This is a genomic window from Roseiarcus sp. (assembly GCF_049514155.1).
In the GTDB taxonomy this organism is placed as follows: Bacteria; Pseudomonadota; Alphaproteobacteria; order Rhizobiales; family Beijerinckiaceae; genus Roseiarcus.
The window spans coordinates 1-14,406 of sequence record NZ_JBEKVH010000160.1 but is presented as its reverse complement, the minus strand read 5'-3'; the positions used below and the strand labels follow the sequence as shown (position 1 = coordinate 14,406).

Genomic DNA, 14,406 nt, shown 5'->3' with positions numbered 1-14,406 from the left:
TCCTCGTCGCCGCGCACCAGCGTCGGCCGCGGCGCCGCGATGGCGATGGCGACGCCTTTGCTCTGCGCCAGCGGCTCGTAGAACTCGAACAGGCCGGCGCAGATCGCCGAAAGGTCGACCGGGCTGAAGCTGCGCTCGCGCCGGCCGCTCTCCATCGCCGAAACGCGCAGGAAGGCGCTGATGGTCGCCGCCGATCGGTCGAGATGATCGAGCGCCTCCGCCATCGCCGCGCGCAATTCGCCGATCGTCGAGCCGCGCTCGAGCCCGCGCTCGATCTTGGCGCGCGCGACGGCGAGCGGCGTGCGCAGGTCGTGGGCGATGTCGTCGCCGATATGGCGCAGTTGATCGAGCAGGCGCCAGATCTCGTCGAGCATGAGGTTGACGTCGCGCGCGACGCGGTCGAGGTCGTCGACCTCGCTCATCACCGGCAGGCGCTGCTTGAGGTCGCCTTTCATGATCTCGGCGATGGCGGCGTGAATGTCGCCGAGCCGACGCTGGGCGCGGCGGGCGAACAAAGCGCCGATGAAGAGGATGAGAATCGTCGTGGGCGCCAGCGCCAGCGCGAGCGATCGCGCCACGGTCTCGCGCAGGTCGTTGATCTCGGAAAGGCTGCGCCCGAGGACGAGGATCGAGCCGTCGGCGCGGCGGACGGCGACGAAGATCGCCTGATCGGGACGCCCGGCGCCGCGCGCCGGGACCGAGGCGACGAGATGGGGTCGGCCGTCGGGTCGAATCGGCGGCATTATCGGCGGGTCGCCGAGCAGCAGGGCGCCCTTGGCGTCGAACAGCCCGGCGTAGTCGAGGCGCCGCAGGTCGGACACGAGGCGTTGGGTGATCTGCGCGCGCAGCTCGTCGTCGCTCGCTGCCAACGACCGGGTCGCCTCGTCGGTCAGGCGCGCGCCGACCATCCGCTCGGAGGCCGCGGAGAATTGCAGGTAGATGAGGGTGAAGACGACCGCCGCCGCCGCGGCGATCGCCAGCGCGAAAGCCAGCGCCAGGCGGAAGGCGCGGCTCTTGAGGACGTCAATCGTCCACATGCAATTTGAAGCCGGCGGCGCGCACGTTGACGATCAACCGCGGCTCGCCGCCGGCGTCGATCTTGCGCCTGAGATTGCCGATGTGGACGTCGACGACGTTGGTCTGCGGCAGGAACTTGTAGTTCCAGACGTCCTCGAGCAGCATCGCGCGAGTGACGATCTGGTTGGGCCGGCGCATGAAATATTCGAGCAGCTTGAACTCGCGCGGCAGCAGATCGACGCGCCGCTCGCCGCGCCGGACCGAGCGCTCGACCAGATCCATCTCCAGCGGGCCGGCGCGCAGGCGGGTCGCGCGCGAATCGGGGATACGCCGCGACAATGCCTCGACCCGCGCCGTCAGTTCGCGCAGCTCGAACGGCTTGACGAGATAGTCGTCGCCTCCCGCCTTGAGGCCGCGGATGCGGTCGTCGACGGTGGAAAGGGCGCTGATCACCAGGATCGGAGTCGGATTGCCTTCCTCGCGCAACGCCTCGAGGATCGACAGCCCGTCTTCGTGGTTGAGCATGCGGTCGACGACCAGCACCGCCGCGCCGCCGGCGCGCGCGACGCGCAAGCCTTCAGCCCGCGTCTCGGCGAGCGCGACCGGATAGCCCTCGGCTTGCAGTTCGTAACGAATTTCCTCGGCGAGCGCGCGCTCGTCCTCGATAACCAGGACGGCAGGCTTGGCGCCGGTGCTGGCGGTCTGCGGCATGGCTGGCGTTCCGGCGTCGGCGCGATGCGCGCGTCGATAATACTTTCGCAGAAACGGCGCCGGCGCAAGCCGCAAACCGTGAATGGGGCGCGGTCGAGATCGGCGCCGCCAGGAACGCCGCCGGCCTGTCGTATTGTAGCGATATGTCAGGGCGTTACATGGCTGCTGGCCGAAGCCTCGCGTTGGGCCTTGTTCACCGCGTTCGGCGACCGCCGGGGGCCGGCCCAAAGCGAGCCGCGGGTGCGAAATCTTCGTCAAAGCCCCGCGCCGTCGCCGCCGCCGCAAGTCCTTTGCGCGTTGAGTCGCGGCAGATCGGGCCGAGCAAGGCAATTTCAATCCAATAACGATGTTCGTACATCACACACTCCGCTTGTGGAGGAAGCCGGACGGACCTCTTGCTCGATCGCTAACGCGGCCGGTTCCAGCCAACATCGCCGTTCTTTTGAGAAAATGTTCGTAACGTCACAAAACGAACTCCGGTTCGGGTTGGAACGCGGACCTGATAATTGAGTTGCGTACATCATATTTTTGATGCATCAATCGCTGCGCGCAAGCGGCGCTACGGTCCGTGCTCGCAGGGAAGGGTTCGCCGCGACAGGGAGGTCGCCGCTTCGCAAAACGCCGAGGCCGAACGATTCGTCTGGTTCGGCTGGGTTCGTTCGAACAGGACGGCAACGCCCTCGGGGAGGGCATTTTTGGGGGGTTTCACCATGAAGCTACTGACATTACTGGCCGGCTCGGCCGCGGCGATCGCCCTTTGCCTGCCGCTCGCCACGACGGCGAGCGCCAGCTCGGCGAAGCCGGTGATCGGCTTCTCGATCGACGATCTGCGCGTCGAGCGTTGGGCCCGCGACCGCGATTACTTCACCGCGGCGGCCAAGGAGCTCGGCGCCGACGTCATCGTGACGTCAGCCGACGCCAACGAACAGAAGCAGGTCAACCAGGTCGAGAACATGATCTCGCAGAAGGTTGACGCGGTCGTGATCGTGCCGATGAATTCGAAGGTGTTCGCCGAAGTCATCGACGAAGCCCACAAGGCCGGCGTCAAAGTTCTGTCCTACGACCGCCTGATCCTCAACGCGGACGAAGACGCCTACATCTCGTTCGACAACGAGCGCGTCGGCACTATGGAGGCCGAGGCCGTCTTCAAAGCGAAGCCCGAAGGCAACTACTACCTGCTCGGCGGCTCGCCGACCGACAACAACGCCAAGCTGCTGCGTCAGGGCCAGATGAAGGTCATCCAGGCGGCCGTCGACTCCGGCAAGATCAAGATCGTCGGCTCGCAGTGGGTTCCGGAGTGGAGCCCGACCACCGCGATGTCGATCATGGAAAACGCCCTGACGGCCGCCAACAACAAGATCGACGCGGTCGTCGCCTCGAACGACGGCACCGCCGGCGGCGCCATCCAGGCGCTCGCCGCCCAGAACCTCGCCGGAAAGGTTCCGATCTCCGGTCAGGACGCCGACCTCGCCGCCGTCAAGCGCGTGATCGCCGGCACCCAGACCGTCACCGTCTACAAGCCGCTGAAGCTGATCGCCAGCGAGGCCGCCAAGCTGACCGTCCAGCTCATCAAGGGCGAGAAGCCGGCCTACAACGCCGAACTCGACAACGGCGCCAAGAAGATCCCGTCGCTGCTGCTGACCCCGATCGCGCTCACCAAAGACAACATCGATACGGTCATCAAGGACGGTTTCTACACCAAGGATCAAGTCGAGGGTAAGTAACCCTTCGCACCGTTCGGGGCGCTTCGGCGCCCCGGACGACGCTTGCGCTGCGGGCGTCTTGCGCGTCTGGGATTGAGGGTGGGCTCCGCTGACAAACGGGGACGCCGTCAGCGCCGCGACGCGCCTTCCCGGCGGAGGCGGAATTGCAAATGACCGCGCGTTCGTCCCAAGGGCGTTTGGGGGCGTAGGGGGCATCGGCGTTCAGGCTTAGATCTGACAGGCTTGTTTCTCACAAATCCTTGTGGATTGCTGGGGCCGGCGGCAAGAGGCTTGATCAAGCTCAGGCTGACGGATTCGCGGTCAGGATATGGCGGCAAGCAGGGTCGGGCGGTCGACGCCAAGAGCCGCTCGTTTCGGGGTGAGGGTTCATGGCCGAATATCTTCTGGAGATGCGCGGCATCACCAAGGAATTCGCCGGCGTCAAGGCGATCAGCGGGATCGACCTGAAGGTTCGGCCGGGCGAGATCGTCGGGCTCTGCGGCGAGAACGGCGCCGGCAAGTCGACGCTGATGAAAGTGCTTTCGGCCGTCCATCCTTACGGCACGTGGGAAGGGACGATCCTGTGGGAGGGCAAGGAGCTCAAGGCCTACACGATCCGCGAAACGGAAGACGCAGGGATCGTCATCATCCACCAAGAATTGATGATGGTGCCCCACCTGTCGGTGGCGGAGAACATCTTCCTCGGCTCGGAACTGACTCGGGGCTTCGGGTTCGTCGACTACGAAGCGATGAACGCCAGGGCGACGGCGCTGATGCAGCAGCTGAAGATGCCCGACATCAACGTCGCGCTGCCGGTGCTGGCCTACTCAGGCGGCAAGCAGCAACTCATCGAAGTCGCCAAGGCCCTCAATAAGAACGCCAAGCTGCTCATTCTCGACGAGCCGACGTCGGCGTTGACCACCACTGAGACCGAGACGCTGCTGGATCTGTTGAGAGAGTTCCGGTCACGCGGCATGGCCTGCGTCTACATCTCGCACAAGATCGACGAGGTGGCGGCGATCGCCGACACGGTGACGGTCATTCGCGACGGCGCGCACATCGGCACCCAGCCGATGCGCGAACTCGACACCGGCAAGATCATCACCATGATGGTCGGTCGCGAGATGAAGAACCTGTTTCCGCGCGAGGAGCACAAAGTCGGCGACGTCGTGTTCGAGGCCAAGAACGTCAGCTGCTGGGACCCGATCAATTCCGATCGCAAGGTGGTCGACGACGTCTCGTTTCAACTCAGGGCCGGCGAAATCGTCGGCGTCGCCGGCCTCGTCGGGGCCGGGCGCACGGAGCTCGCCTGCAAGCTGTTCGGCTACTGGCGCGGCGACCACGAGGGCAAGATCTTCCTCGAGGGCAAGGAGATCGCCGTCAAGAGCCCGTCCGACGCGGTTCGCCAAGGCATCTGCATGGTGCCGGAAGACCGCAAGCGCCTCGGCATCATTCCGCTGATGCCGGTCGGCTACAACATGACGATGTCGGTGCTCGGCCGCTTCGCGCACAATCAGCTGATCAACGCCGAAGACGAGCTGGCGGTCATTCAGGCGGAAATCATCCGCATGAAGATCAAGACCGCGCATCCGCTGCTGCCGATCGCCAGCCTGTCGGGCGGCAACCAGCAGAAGGCGGTGGTGGACAAGATGCTGCTGCCGGAGCCGAAGGTGCTGATCCTCGACGAACCGACCCACGGCGTCGACGTCGGCGCCAAATATGAAATCTACAAGCTCATCTTCGAACTCGCCAGGCAGGGCGTGGCCATCCTGATGATCTCTTCAGAGATGCCGGAGATTCTCGGCATTGCCGATCGCGTCCTGGTCATCGGCGAAGGGAAGCTGAGGGGCAACTTCCCCAACGTCAATTTGAGCCAAGAGACGATTCTCGCCGCGGCCATCGGCGCTGCAGAAACCGCCGCCGCGTGAATGCAGCGGTCTCAAACGGGTGATGTGAACTATGACGCTCTCAATCCCAACGCAAGCAACGGCGCCCGCCAAGAGAGACTATCGGCGGCTGATCGCCGAATACAAGATCGTCGCCCTGCTGCTCGTCATCGCGATCATCTGGATCTTCTTCGGGGCGTTGACTTACGATCGCTCCCTGGGCGTGTCGGAGTTCCTCACCGCGCGCAACTTCTCCAATCTGCTGAGGCAGATGGCGATTACCGGCATGCTGGCGAGCGGGATGGTGTTCGTCATCGTCGCCGGTGAAATCGACTTGTCGGTCGGCTCGCTCTTGGGCCTCCTCGGCGGCATAACCGCGGTGCTCGACGTGTGGTGGGGATGGCCGCTTTACGGCACCATCGCGGCGGTGGTGTTGCTCGGCGTCGCCGCTGGCCTGTTGGTCGGCTGGCTGGTCGCCTATGTCGGCATCCCGAGCTTCATCGTGACGCTCGGCGGCATGCTCGCCTTTCGCGGCGCCGTGCTGGGGATCACCGGCGGCATCACCATCGCCCCGGTCCACACCGACCTGAGGTTCATCGGGCAGGGCTATCTGCCCAACGCGATCGGCGACGTCCTGGCCGTGGCGCTGTTCGCGCTACTGGCGTTCCTCGCCTTCCGCACGCGGGCCGGCCGCGTCAAACACAAGCTGCCGGTCTCCTCGAGGCCGGTCGAGGTCTTGAAGCTCGTCATCACCGGCGCCGTGATCGCCGGCTTCGTCGTGACGCTGAATTCCTATCAGGGCGTGCCGGTGCCGGTCCTGGTTCTGCTGGTCATTCTCGGGGTCTTCACCGTCATCGGCGACAGGACGGTGTTTGGACGGCGCATCTATGCGGTCGGCTCCAACCTCGAGGCGACGCGTCTGTCGGGCGTCAACGTCAACCTGGTCAAGATGATGATCTGGGGCCTGATGGGTCTGATGTGCGCCTTCGCCGGCATGACCACCACCGCGCGCTTGGCGGCGGGCACGCCGTCGGCCGGCTTCGGCGGCGAACTCGACGCCATCGCCTCCTGCTTCATCGGCGGCACGTCGATGCGCGGCGGCATCGGTTCGGTGATCGGCGCGCTGGTCGGCGCGGTGATCATGGCCAGCCTCGACAACGGCATGTCGATGCTCGGCATCGACACGTTCTGGCAGCAGATCACCAAGGGCGTCATTCTGGTGCTCGCCGTCTGGCTGGACATCGTCACCTCCGGCGCCCGGCGCTGACCGTTCGACGCGTCGCGCCCTCTTCAGGCCCGGCCGCTCATTGCGGCCGGGTTTTCTTTGACCGAGCGCTCGAAGCGAACCGACAAAAAATCCCCGGCGCCGCAAGGCGCCGGGGGCGCCGTCAAACCAAGGATCAGGACGATCGCCGCCGTCACAACCGGCGGGCGAGGATCGTCTCCAGATATTCCTGTTTGCCGGAGCGGGGCTGCGGCGCAATGTTCTGAGCGATGGCGCGGTCGGCGACCTGAGCGAGCGTGCGCTTGCCGGCGAGGATCGCCTTGCCTTCCTCGCTGTCCCAGCCGGCGTAGCGGTCCTTGAGGAACCCGGTCAGAACGCCGTCGTTCAGCAGCTTCTCCGCGTTCAGCAGCGCGCGGGCGCAGATGTCGATCGACCCGACGTGGGCCTGGACCAGGTCCACCGGATCCAGCGACTGACGGCGGATCTTGGCGTCGAAGTTGAGGCCGCCGGTGGTGAAGCCGCCGTGCCGCAAGATCTCGTGGAAGACGACCGTCATTTCGCCGGCGTCCATGGCGAACTGGTCGGTGTCCCAGCCGAGCAGCGCGTCGCCGCGGTTGATGTCGACCGATCCGAAAACGCCGAGCGCGTAGGCCAGCGCGATCTCGTGCTCGAAAGTGTGGCCGGCGAGGAGGGCGTGATTCTGCTCGATGTTGACCTTCACGTCCTTGGTCAGTCTCCACTTCTCGAGGAAGCCGAAGACGGTGGCGACGTCGAAGTCATACTGGTGCTTCGTCGGTTCGCGGGGCTTCGGCTCGATCAGCAGCGGGCCGTCAAAGCCGATCTTGTGCTTGTGCTCGACCGCCATCGAGAGGAAGCGCCCCATCTGCTCGTATTCGCGCTTGAGGTCGGTGTTGAGCAGCGTCTCGTAGCCCTCGCGACCGCCCCACAGCACATAATTCTGTCCGCCGAGCCGCTTGGTGGCCTCGAGGCAGGCCCGCACCGTCGCAGCGGAGAAAGCGAAAACATCCGGGTCCGGGTTGGTCGCGGCGCCCGCCATGTAGCGGCGGTGCGAGAACAGGTTCGCCGTGCCCCACAACAGCTTCACCTTGGCGGTCGACATCTTCTGCTCGAGCACGTCGACCATGGCGCCGAAGTTCTTCAGATGCTCAGGCAGCGTCTCGCCGGTCGGCGCGACGTCGGCGTCATGGAAGGTGAAGAACGGCACGTCGAGGATGCGAAACAGGTCGAAGGCGACGTTGGCCTTGTCCTTGGCCAAGGCCATCGGGTCGCCGCCGTGCATCCAGGGCCGCAGGAAGGTCTCGCCGCGAACGAATGCCAGTAGCACACGGCGAAGCGCAGATGGTCTTCCATGCGTCGCCCGGCGACGACGCGGTCCTTGTCGTAATAGTGATAGGCGAGCGGGTTCTGGCTCGCTGGGCCTTCGAACTGAACCGGCTCGGGCAGCCCGAAGAAAGCGGGGATAGGGGCGTTCATTGGCTGATCTCCTTTGCAAGGGGGGCGAGGCGGCGCCGCCGGGCGCAGCCTTCGGCGAAGGGCGCGGCGTGCGCCGCGTCGGGTTGGAGGGTTTCGACGCGCCTGGCGCGCCGCCAAACAGCATTCGCGCTCGCGCCGCGCGTCTCGCCCGACGGGCCGGCGCCGGCGACGCCGTGATCGTCGCCGTCGAAAAGGATCGCTTTGGCGCTGCGCGCGCCGATGTCGGAATCGAGCTTCATTGTGCGTTCGTTGGCGCTTCAGGGTTTGCGCCGGGTCACGGCAGGTTGTCGCGAATGACGATGTCGATGCCGATCTGCTCCTGTTCGGGGATGATCAGCTCGTTGCGCGACAACGCCACGAGGATGCGCGCCGCCGAGCGCGCCTCACGGCCGGGATTTTGCGTGATGATCGCGGCCATCACGCCCAGCACCAGAAAGCGGCGCGTCTGCGGCGTCAGGTCGTGGCCGATGAACACCACTTCACGCGCCCGCCCGGCGTCGATCAACGCGTTGCCGATGCCGGCGGTTCCGGCCCCGATATTGTAGAGCCCGATCAGATCGGGATGATCGGCGAGCAGGCGCCGGATGAGATCGGCGTTGTGGATGTCGTCGTCCCGCCCTTCCACCGTCGGCAGCAGATCGAGACTGGGATATTCGGAGGTGACGACCTGCTGCACGCCGAAGAGACGTTCGGCATGGTCGCGCAGAGAAAGCGATCCGGCGACGACGGCGACCTTGCCTTTGCGTCCGCCGAGGAATCGCCCGAGCAGCGTTCCGGCTGTGCGGCCGGCGGCGATATTGTCGATGCCGACGTAGCGCGAGCGCCGGGACGACGGAACGTCCGACACCAGCGTCACCACGAGGATGCCCGCCGCCACAAGCTCGTCGATCGCGGCCCGCACGCGCGGATGATCGAGCGCCACCACCGCGATCCCCTGGTAGCGTTTGCCGGCTTCTTCCAGGGTTTCGGCCAAGGCGTCGGCATCGAACACGTCGGTTTCAACGACATCGATGAGCGTGCGTCGCGCCGCCAGCGGCGTTCGCAAGCGGCCGACATGATCGACGATCTCGGCCATGAAGACATTCTGGTTGCGGGGCATGATGAAACAGAAGCGATGGCTGCGTCCGCGCGCCAAATCCGCCGCCGCCGCGTAGGGCTGAAATCCGAGACGTTCGATCGTTTCCTTGACGCGACGGATCGTCGCTTCCTTCACGCCGCGCCGGCCGTGAAGAACGCGATCGACAGTGGCCGTGGAAACGCCCGCTTCCCTGGCGACGTCCTTCAACATGACTGTGGTGGGATCGACCGGCCCGCTCATTCATGATGGATTGCGCAAATCTGTGAGGTACGCAACTCGAATATTTGTTGCAATGCGAAAAAACGACCTTCGGAGTCGGCGCCGAGTTCCCACGCGAAGGGCGGAAGTTCGCCTAATGCCTTGAACAGCAGGGGTAAAATCATCGGCCAAGGAAATTGATGGCGCAAAAAGAAGTTTTGATGTGCGAACATCAATTTCACGCAAGCGTCAATCGCGGACCGAATTCGGCCGCCGTCGCGGGGCAATCGCCGCGTGGGCGAATCGTCTAACCGCGACAGCGCCCGTGTTTTTCGGCAAGCCGATTCGCACAAAATCGCGGCGCCGCGCAAAGACGCAGCGCCGACTTGAATTCGGGGACCCGAGTTCGTCTCTAGGAGGGCCGCCACACGCGGCGGAAACACGGGGTCTCGGTCAGGCCTTGGTCCGGCGCTGGCCGGCGATGAAGCTCTGGCGCTTGGCGCCCGCGCGGCAGATGACGGGAATCGGCCGGTTGGGTTGAAGACTTGTCCTTTCGCACGCATCGGCGGACGCGCTTCGTCTGGGCGATGCGCGCAATTTTAGCAAAAGTCATTGCGTTGCATTTTGCGCAATTCCAATCGTCGGTGGACGCGCGGCCGATAGCCTGTGTAAATCCGGGATATCGTCGAAGACGACAAGCCGGTCGGTGATTCCATGCGACACTTCAATCTGACAAATCGTCACGAAATCAAAGATGCGAAGCACGGCACCGTGGCGACGGTTCTATCCAGCGATTGGGAAACGTTCAGCGAACTGTCGCGCTATGGTTTCCAGCTGGTAGACATGAGCGGCCAGATGTGGACCATGCGTCGCGACGCTTAGCGTCGGCGCGCATTCCGTCTCGGGAGCGGCGCGCGGCTTGCGACCCCTGGCGTCGAAACGCGGACAATGACGCCGGAAGCTGCGATCCGCGGCCTCACGCGGCGATGGGCGGACGGAGCCAGGACTCTAGCGTCTGATGTTCGCCGCTGGCGGCGATCACACTCGGCGCGTCCAACGCGCGGCGACGGTGCCGTCTAGGGGGCGCCGACCGGCGCCTGCCGGCGGGTCTCGTCGCGCCGGACCGGGAGCGGCGATCCGGCCGACGTTTTGCGCGCCATGGGCTGGCCTGAGGTCAAAGCCGGAACGGCGCCCGAAAGCGCAACGGCCGGCTCAGCGCTTCGGCCGATTCCGGAACCATCAGCGGCTCATTGCGAGACTGGAGCGGGTGAAGGGAATCGAACCCTCGTATTCAGCTTGGAAGGGTATCGCCAAGCCCAACGATCTCAAAAGTGGTTCGGAAAAATACGCCGCCAAAATGGGCCGCAATTCGCACTCTTTCCGAACTCGCGCGACCGCTACTGGGGACCACGGTCGCAGCGTCAATAGACGCCCGCCGACATAAGGCCGTCAATCGACTTGGCGAAGCGCGTTAGCCACGTAGCCGGCTCGACACCGCGCCTGTTCGGGCCGGCGTCCCCGCTGTGTCCCGCCTGTGTCCCCGCTCTGTCCCTGGCAACTCCTGCCCGCATTTCCGGGCGGCTTGGCGGCCGTATTCGCATGGGTATGGAAGGGCGCAACCAACGAAATTCGCCCGATGTTGTCCTAGGTGTGAAATTGCACCGAACTGGACCTCCTGCGTCGGTGATGCCCAATATATTGATTCATCACAGAAAGAGGTGACGAGAATGGTCCCGGGTTGCATCGAACACGGACCCCTTACGGACGTAAATTTACTTTGTCGTTTCAATGGATTACGTCGCGTCGCGATGGGGGCCCGCTTCGATGCAGGTTCACACCATAAGCCACGCCCTGCATACCGCGGGTTCGTTCCTCGGCGACTTTCCGACACCTGACGGCGTCCGAAACTCTTCACGATTGGCGGCTTTCGAGCTTGGATGCAGAAAAATAGACGTCGCGTGTTACGGCTTCGGCCAAACATATCGTGGCGAAAAGCAATGCTGGAAATCGCTCCTTTCCAAGCCGCGGCCCCAGGGTGTAATTCTGCTTCGCCATCTGAGGGGGCCCATGCACATGCGATTAGCCGGGTCGTCGAGGCAACTGCCCGACGCCGGCATCTTCGTTAAGCGCAGTACGGGGTTTTCGATGGGAGTCGGCGCACGCAATGCCACGCCGATCATCGTTGCAATGCCTTGAGAGCGCTCATGCGCGCTGGCTCATTCCTTCGCATGTCTCGGTTCGCTGCGGCTGATTGACGCACTCATGGAACCCTCGCGCATGGATACGCGGTTTGGCTACCCAAATCTCCTCGAGTGTGCGGCGGCCGTACTTGTGGGTGCCGGGTTGCCGGACCAGATCGCACTCGCGGTCGCAAGCGGACTCTTGGAAGCTGACCTCCTTGGTCACACGACTCATGGGCTGGCGCTTCTCGGCGACTACATCAAAGAACTCGACCGCGGAACAATGGAAAAGTCCGGGGATCCTGTGGTCGTTGCCGATTACGGCGCGGTTTCGGTTTGGGACGCGCGACGGCTTCCCGGAGTTTGGACGACCGCTCTCGCTGTCGCCGAAGCGGAAAAGCGAGCTGGCCAGTTCGGCCTCGGCGCCGTCGCCATACGGCGCAGCCACCACATCGCCTGTCTGGCGTCGTTCCTTGAGGCACCTGCGCGGCGCGGTTCGCTCGTGCTCGTCTTTTCCTCGGATCCGAGCGACGCCCATGTCGCGCCGTTCGGGGGTTTGGCACCCGTTATGACGCCGAACCCCATCGCTGCGGGCATTCCAACGGCGACCGATCCGATTCTCATCGACGTCTCGACCTCCATCACCACCGCCGCAATGTTCGGGCGAACGATCGCCGCAGGCGCACGGCTGCCGGGCCGTTGGGCGATGGACAAGGACGGGGCGGCGACAGACGACCCTTCCGTCATCCGCGCAGGCGGCTCGATCCTGCCGATTGGAGGGCTTGATCATGGCCATAAGGGCTATGCGCTCGGCCTCCTCGTCGAGGCGCTGACGCAGGGGCTTGGCGGCTATGGCCGCGCTGAGGCGCCGACGCAATGGGGCGCGGCCGTCCTCGTTATCGCTTTTTCGCCCGGCCGGTTTTCCGGCGGCGAGGCGTTCGTTCGCGAGACCGGATGGCTGGCCGAAGTTTGCCGCGCGTCGCCGCCGCCGCCCGATCACTCGCCCGTGCGCCTGCCGGCGAGGCCGGTCTTGCACACAAGAAGGACGCCCTCGCGCATGGCGTGCCGCTTCGGGAGGGCGTCGTCGAGTCGCTGACTGCGCTTGCCAGGCGATATTTTCTCAATCCCCCTCGGTCGCTCTAAGTGGCGCGCCGTTGACTAGTGGCGCGGATCGGCGCTGGGACCTATCGGCAATTCGCAGCGGCGAAATGCGCCGTTGTTGCCTTGCTGTTGGCGGGAACGTTCTTCATCGAAAATCTCGATGCCGAGGTGATCACCTCCGACGATCCCGCAGACGACACCGATGCTTCGCGGTGTTCGCAGTCGACCTCAATCTCGCGGTAAGCGCACGTATGCTGACGCTCGGCGTCTTCATTCCGGTTAGCGGCGGGGTCGGCGACCCATTCGGCGTGTGCAAAATATTCGCCGACGCGATCTCGGTCTTCACGCTCTACTGGCTGGTCCGCTGCCTGGGGCAGTCGCTGCCAGAGTTCGTGCTGGTTCGCATCCTAGCCAGCACTGTTCGTGCTCGCGCTGTGGTCGCCGCTCTGCGGCTGATTGCCGATCAGGTCGGTCGGCTCTCGATTTTTTCTTCAACCTGCCATTCGGGCTCGTCGCCTTCGTGATGGCGTCTCTCCTTGTTCCCGACTCCAACGGCGGAGCCAACACTCCCTTCGACCGGGAGGATTCCTGCTGGCCGGCAACACCCAAGAATCAGACCATTCTTGCTGCCGTACGATGTCTCCCCCTATTGCATGTCGCGGCAAAGCGTCGTATTATTTGTCAGGTGACCTGATCACTAACGTGGTGATCCGATCATCCGAGTTTTGCGCGCCGATCTGTTTGGTCCTGTGAGGCGCCGCGGCTCAAAACGTGCACAGAAAATCCGTAAGGGAGGGAAACACGTGACAAACGAAGTCAAAGACCAGGCGGACATAGCGAGGGCCGCGCGCGCAATAAGCCGACGCACCGCTTTGGCGGGCGCTGCGACGCTGGGCTTGGGGGCCGCGGGACTTGGAGCTGGAATCCAACAGGCCTTAGCGGACACTCCCGCCGCCGGATTGCCGAAGAAACCTTTCAAATTCTTCTTTGTCTGCCATGTGACGCTGGATCAGTTTTTCACTCCTGCGATCTACGGCATCCAAGACGCCTGCGCCGCCTTTGGCTGCCAGTACCAGTGGACCGGTTCGGAGAAGAACGTCGTCTCCGAGATGGTCTCCGCCATGCAGACCGCCATCGCGGAAAAGGCAGACGGCATCGCAGTGTGTCTAGTGGACCCCAAAGCTTTCGACGCTGCGACCGATCAAGCGGTCGCCGCAGGCATTCCGGTCATCGCCTTCAACGCCGACGTGCCGGCCGGCAGCCCAAACAAGCGGGCGGCATATGTTGGGCAACCGCTCTTCCAATCGGGCTACAACGCCGCAGCAAAATGGTTGGCTTCGGTCCCGAAGGGCAGCCACGTCATGCTTGAGATCGGCGTTCCCGGCTCGCTGAACACCCAGCCGCGCCTGGATGGCGCCAAGCAGTATATCAAGGAGCACGGCGACGCATGGACCTACGATGTCGTCGACGCCGGCCCGGACCCGGCCTCGGAAATATCGAGGATCGAAAGCTACTACCTCAGCCACAAGGACGTGAAGGGCCTGTTCGGGACCGGAGGCTCGGACACCTACGCCTGCGGCTTCGTCTCCGCCAAGTATGGACTGGCGAAGGCCGGCGTGGCGGTCGGGGGCTTCGACCTGTTCCCGCAAACCCTGACTTACATCAAGTCTGGCGACGTGAACTTCACGGTCGATCAGCAGGCCTATCTGCAAGGCTTCCTGCCTGTCCAGCAGATGTATCTGTGGCACCTTTCGGGCGGCCTCCTCGGCCCGGCCGAGACCGACACCAGCCGCGCCTACGTGACCAAGGACAA

11 protein-coding genes and 1 pseudogene are annotated in these 14,406 nt (G+C 64.3%); 6 read left to right on the top strand and 6 right to left on the bottom strand.

What is annotated here, in order from left to right:
* Both ABSF49_RS18045 and ABSF49_RS18040 read right to left on the bottom strand, forming a co-directional pair.
* The coding region (locus ABSF49_RS18045; protein ID WP_424114032.1) for a HAMP domain-containing protein at positions 1–1,037 on the bottom strand (1,037 nt) is incomplete at its 3' end.
* Positions 1,024–1,728 (bottom strand): response regulator transcription factor, encoded by a 705-nt coding sequence (locus ABSF49_RS18040; protein WP_424114031.1) that lies wholly within the window; start codon positions 1,726–1,728, stop codon positions 1,024–1,026. The genes ABSF49_RS18040 and ABSF49_RS18045, both read right to left, overlap by 14 nt.
* Positions 1,729–2,438: 710 nt before the next feature.
* Between ABSF49_RS18040 and xylF the strand changes: the two genes are divergently transcribed.
* From xylF to ABSF49_RS18025, 3 genes are all read left to right on the top strand, one after another.
* On the top strand, positions 2,439–3,452 hold the full coding sequence (gene xylF, locus ABSF49_RS18035) for a D-xylose ABC transporter substrate-binding protein (protein WP_424114030.1): 1,014 nt from the start codon (positions 2,439–2,441) through the stop codon (positions 3,450–3,452).
* Positions 3,453–3,820: 368 nt separating this feature from the next.
* Entirely contained in the window at positions 3,821–5,359 is a 1,539-nt protein-coding gene (locus tag ABSF49_RS18030; RefSeq protein WP_424114029.1) for a xylose ABC transporter ATP-binding protein, read from the top strand.
* 31 nt (positions 5,360–5,390) lie between these two features.
* Positions 5,391–6,584: a sugar ABC transporter permease gene (locus ABSF49_RS18025; protein WP_424114028.1), complete on the top strand. Its 1,194-nt coding sequence runs from the start codon at positions 5,391–5,393 to the stop codon at positions 6,582–6,584.
* A gap of 151 nt (positions 6,585–6,735) precedes the next feature.
* On the opposite strand, the pseudogene xylA reads toward ABSF49_RS18025, so the two are convergent.
* From xylA to ABSF49_RS18005, 4 genes and pseudogenes are all read right to left on the bottom strand, one after another.
* Positions 6,736–8,036 (bottom strand): annotated as a pseudogene (gene xylA, locus ABSF49_RS18020) (xylose isomerase).
* A complete protein-coding gene (locus ABSF49_RS18015; protein ID WP_424114027.1) occupies positions 8,033–8,275 on the bottom strand; it encodes a hypothetical protein in 243 nt (80 codons plus the stop codon). The pseudogene xylA and the gene ABSF49_RS18015 overlap by 4 nt, the downstream one beginning before the upstream one ends.
* A 35-nt stretch (positions 8,276–8,310) precedes the next feature.
* A complete protein-coding gene (locus ABSF49_RS18010) occupies positions 8,311–9,354 on the bottom strand; it encodes a LacI family DNA-binding transcriptional regulator (RefSeq protein ID WP_424114026.1) in 1,044 nt (347 codons plus the stop codon).
* Positions 9,351–9,554 (bottom strand): hypothetical protein, encoded by a 204-nt coding sequence (locus tag ABSF49_RS18005; RefSeq protein WP_424114025.1) that lies wholly within the window; start codon positions 9,552–9,554, stop codon positions 9,351–9,353. The genes ABSF49_RS18010 and ABSF49_RS18005 overlap by 4 nt, the downstream gene beginning before the upstream one ends.
* A gap of 2,035 nt (positions 9,555–11,589) precedes the next feature.
* Here ABSF49_RS18005 and ABSF49_RS18000 point away from each other — a divergent pair.
* The 3 genes from ABSF49_RS18000 to ABSF49_RS17990 form a co-directional block, all read left to right on the top strand.
* Entirely contained in the window at positions 11,590–12,588 is a 999-nt protein-coding gene (locus tag ABSF49_RS18000) for an Ldh family oxidoreductase (RefSeq protein WP_424114024.1), read from the top strand.
* A gap of 217 nt (positions 12,589–12,805) precedes the next feature.
* The gene (locus ABSF49_RS17995; protein WP_424114023.1) at positions 12,806–13,117 is read left to right on the top strand and encodes a hypothetical protein; all 312 of its coding nucleotides are present in this window, start codon (positions 12,806–12,808) and stop codon (positions 13,115–13,117) included.
* A gap of 279 nt (positions 13,118–13,396) precedes the next feature.
* Positions 13,397–14,406, top strand: a 1,010-nt coding sequence (locus ABSF49_RS17990; RefSeq protein ID WP_424114022.1) for a sugar ABC transporter substrate-binding protein, incomplete at its 3' end; no start/stop codon positions are given.

Coding starts and splice junctions, on each gene's coding strand:
- ABSF49_RS18040 (WP_424114031.1), bottom strand. CDS start 1,728: ATGCCGCAGACCGCCAGCACCGGCGCCAAGCCTGCCGTCCTGGTTATC.
- ABSF49_RS18030 (WP_424114029.1), top strand. CDS start 3,821: ATGGCCGAATATCTTCTGGAGATGCGCGGCATCACCAAGGAATTCGCC.
- ABSF49_RS18000 (WP_424114024.1), top strand. CDS start 11,590: ATGGATACGCGGTTTGGCTACCCAAATCTCCTCGAGTGTGCGGCGGCC.
- ABSF49_RS18010 (WP_424114026.1), bottom strand. CDS start 9,354: ATGAGCGGGCCGGTCGATCCCACCACAGTCATGTTGAAGGACGTCGCC.
- ABSF49_RS18025 (WP_424114028.1), top strand. CDS start 5,391: ATGACGCTCTCAATCCCAACGCAAGCAACGGCGCCCGCCAAGAGAGAC.
- ABSF49_RS18015 (WP_424114027.1), bottom strand. CDS start 8,275: ATGAAGCTCGATTCCGACATCGGCGCGCGCAGCGCCAAAGCGATCCTT.
- xylF (WP_424114030.1), top strand. CDS start 2,439: ATGAAGCTACTGACATTACTGGCCGGCTCGGCCGCGGCGATCGCCCTT.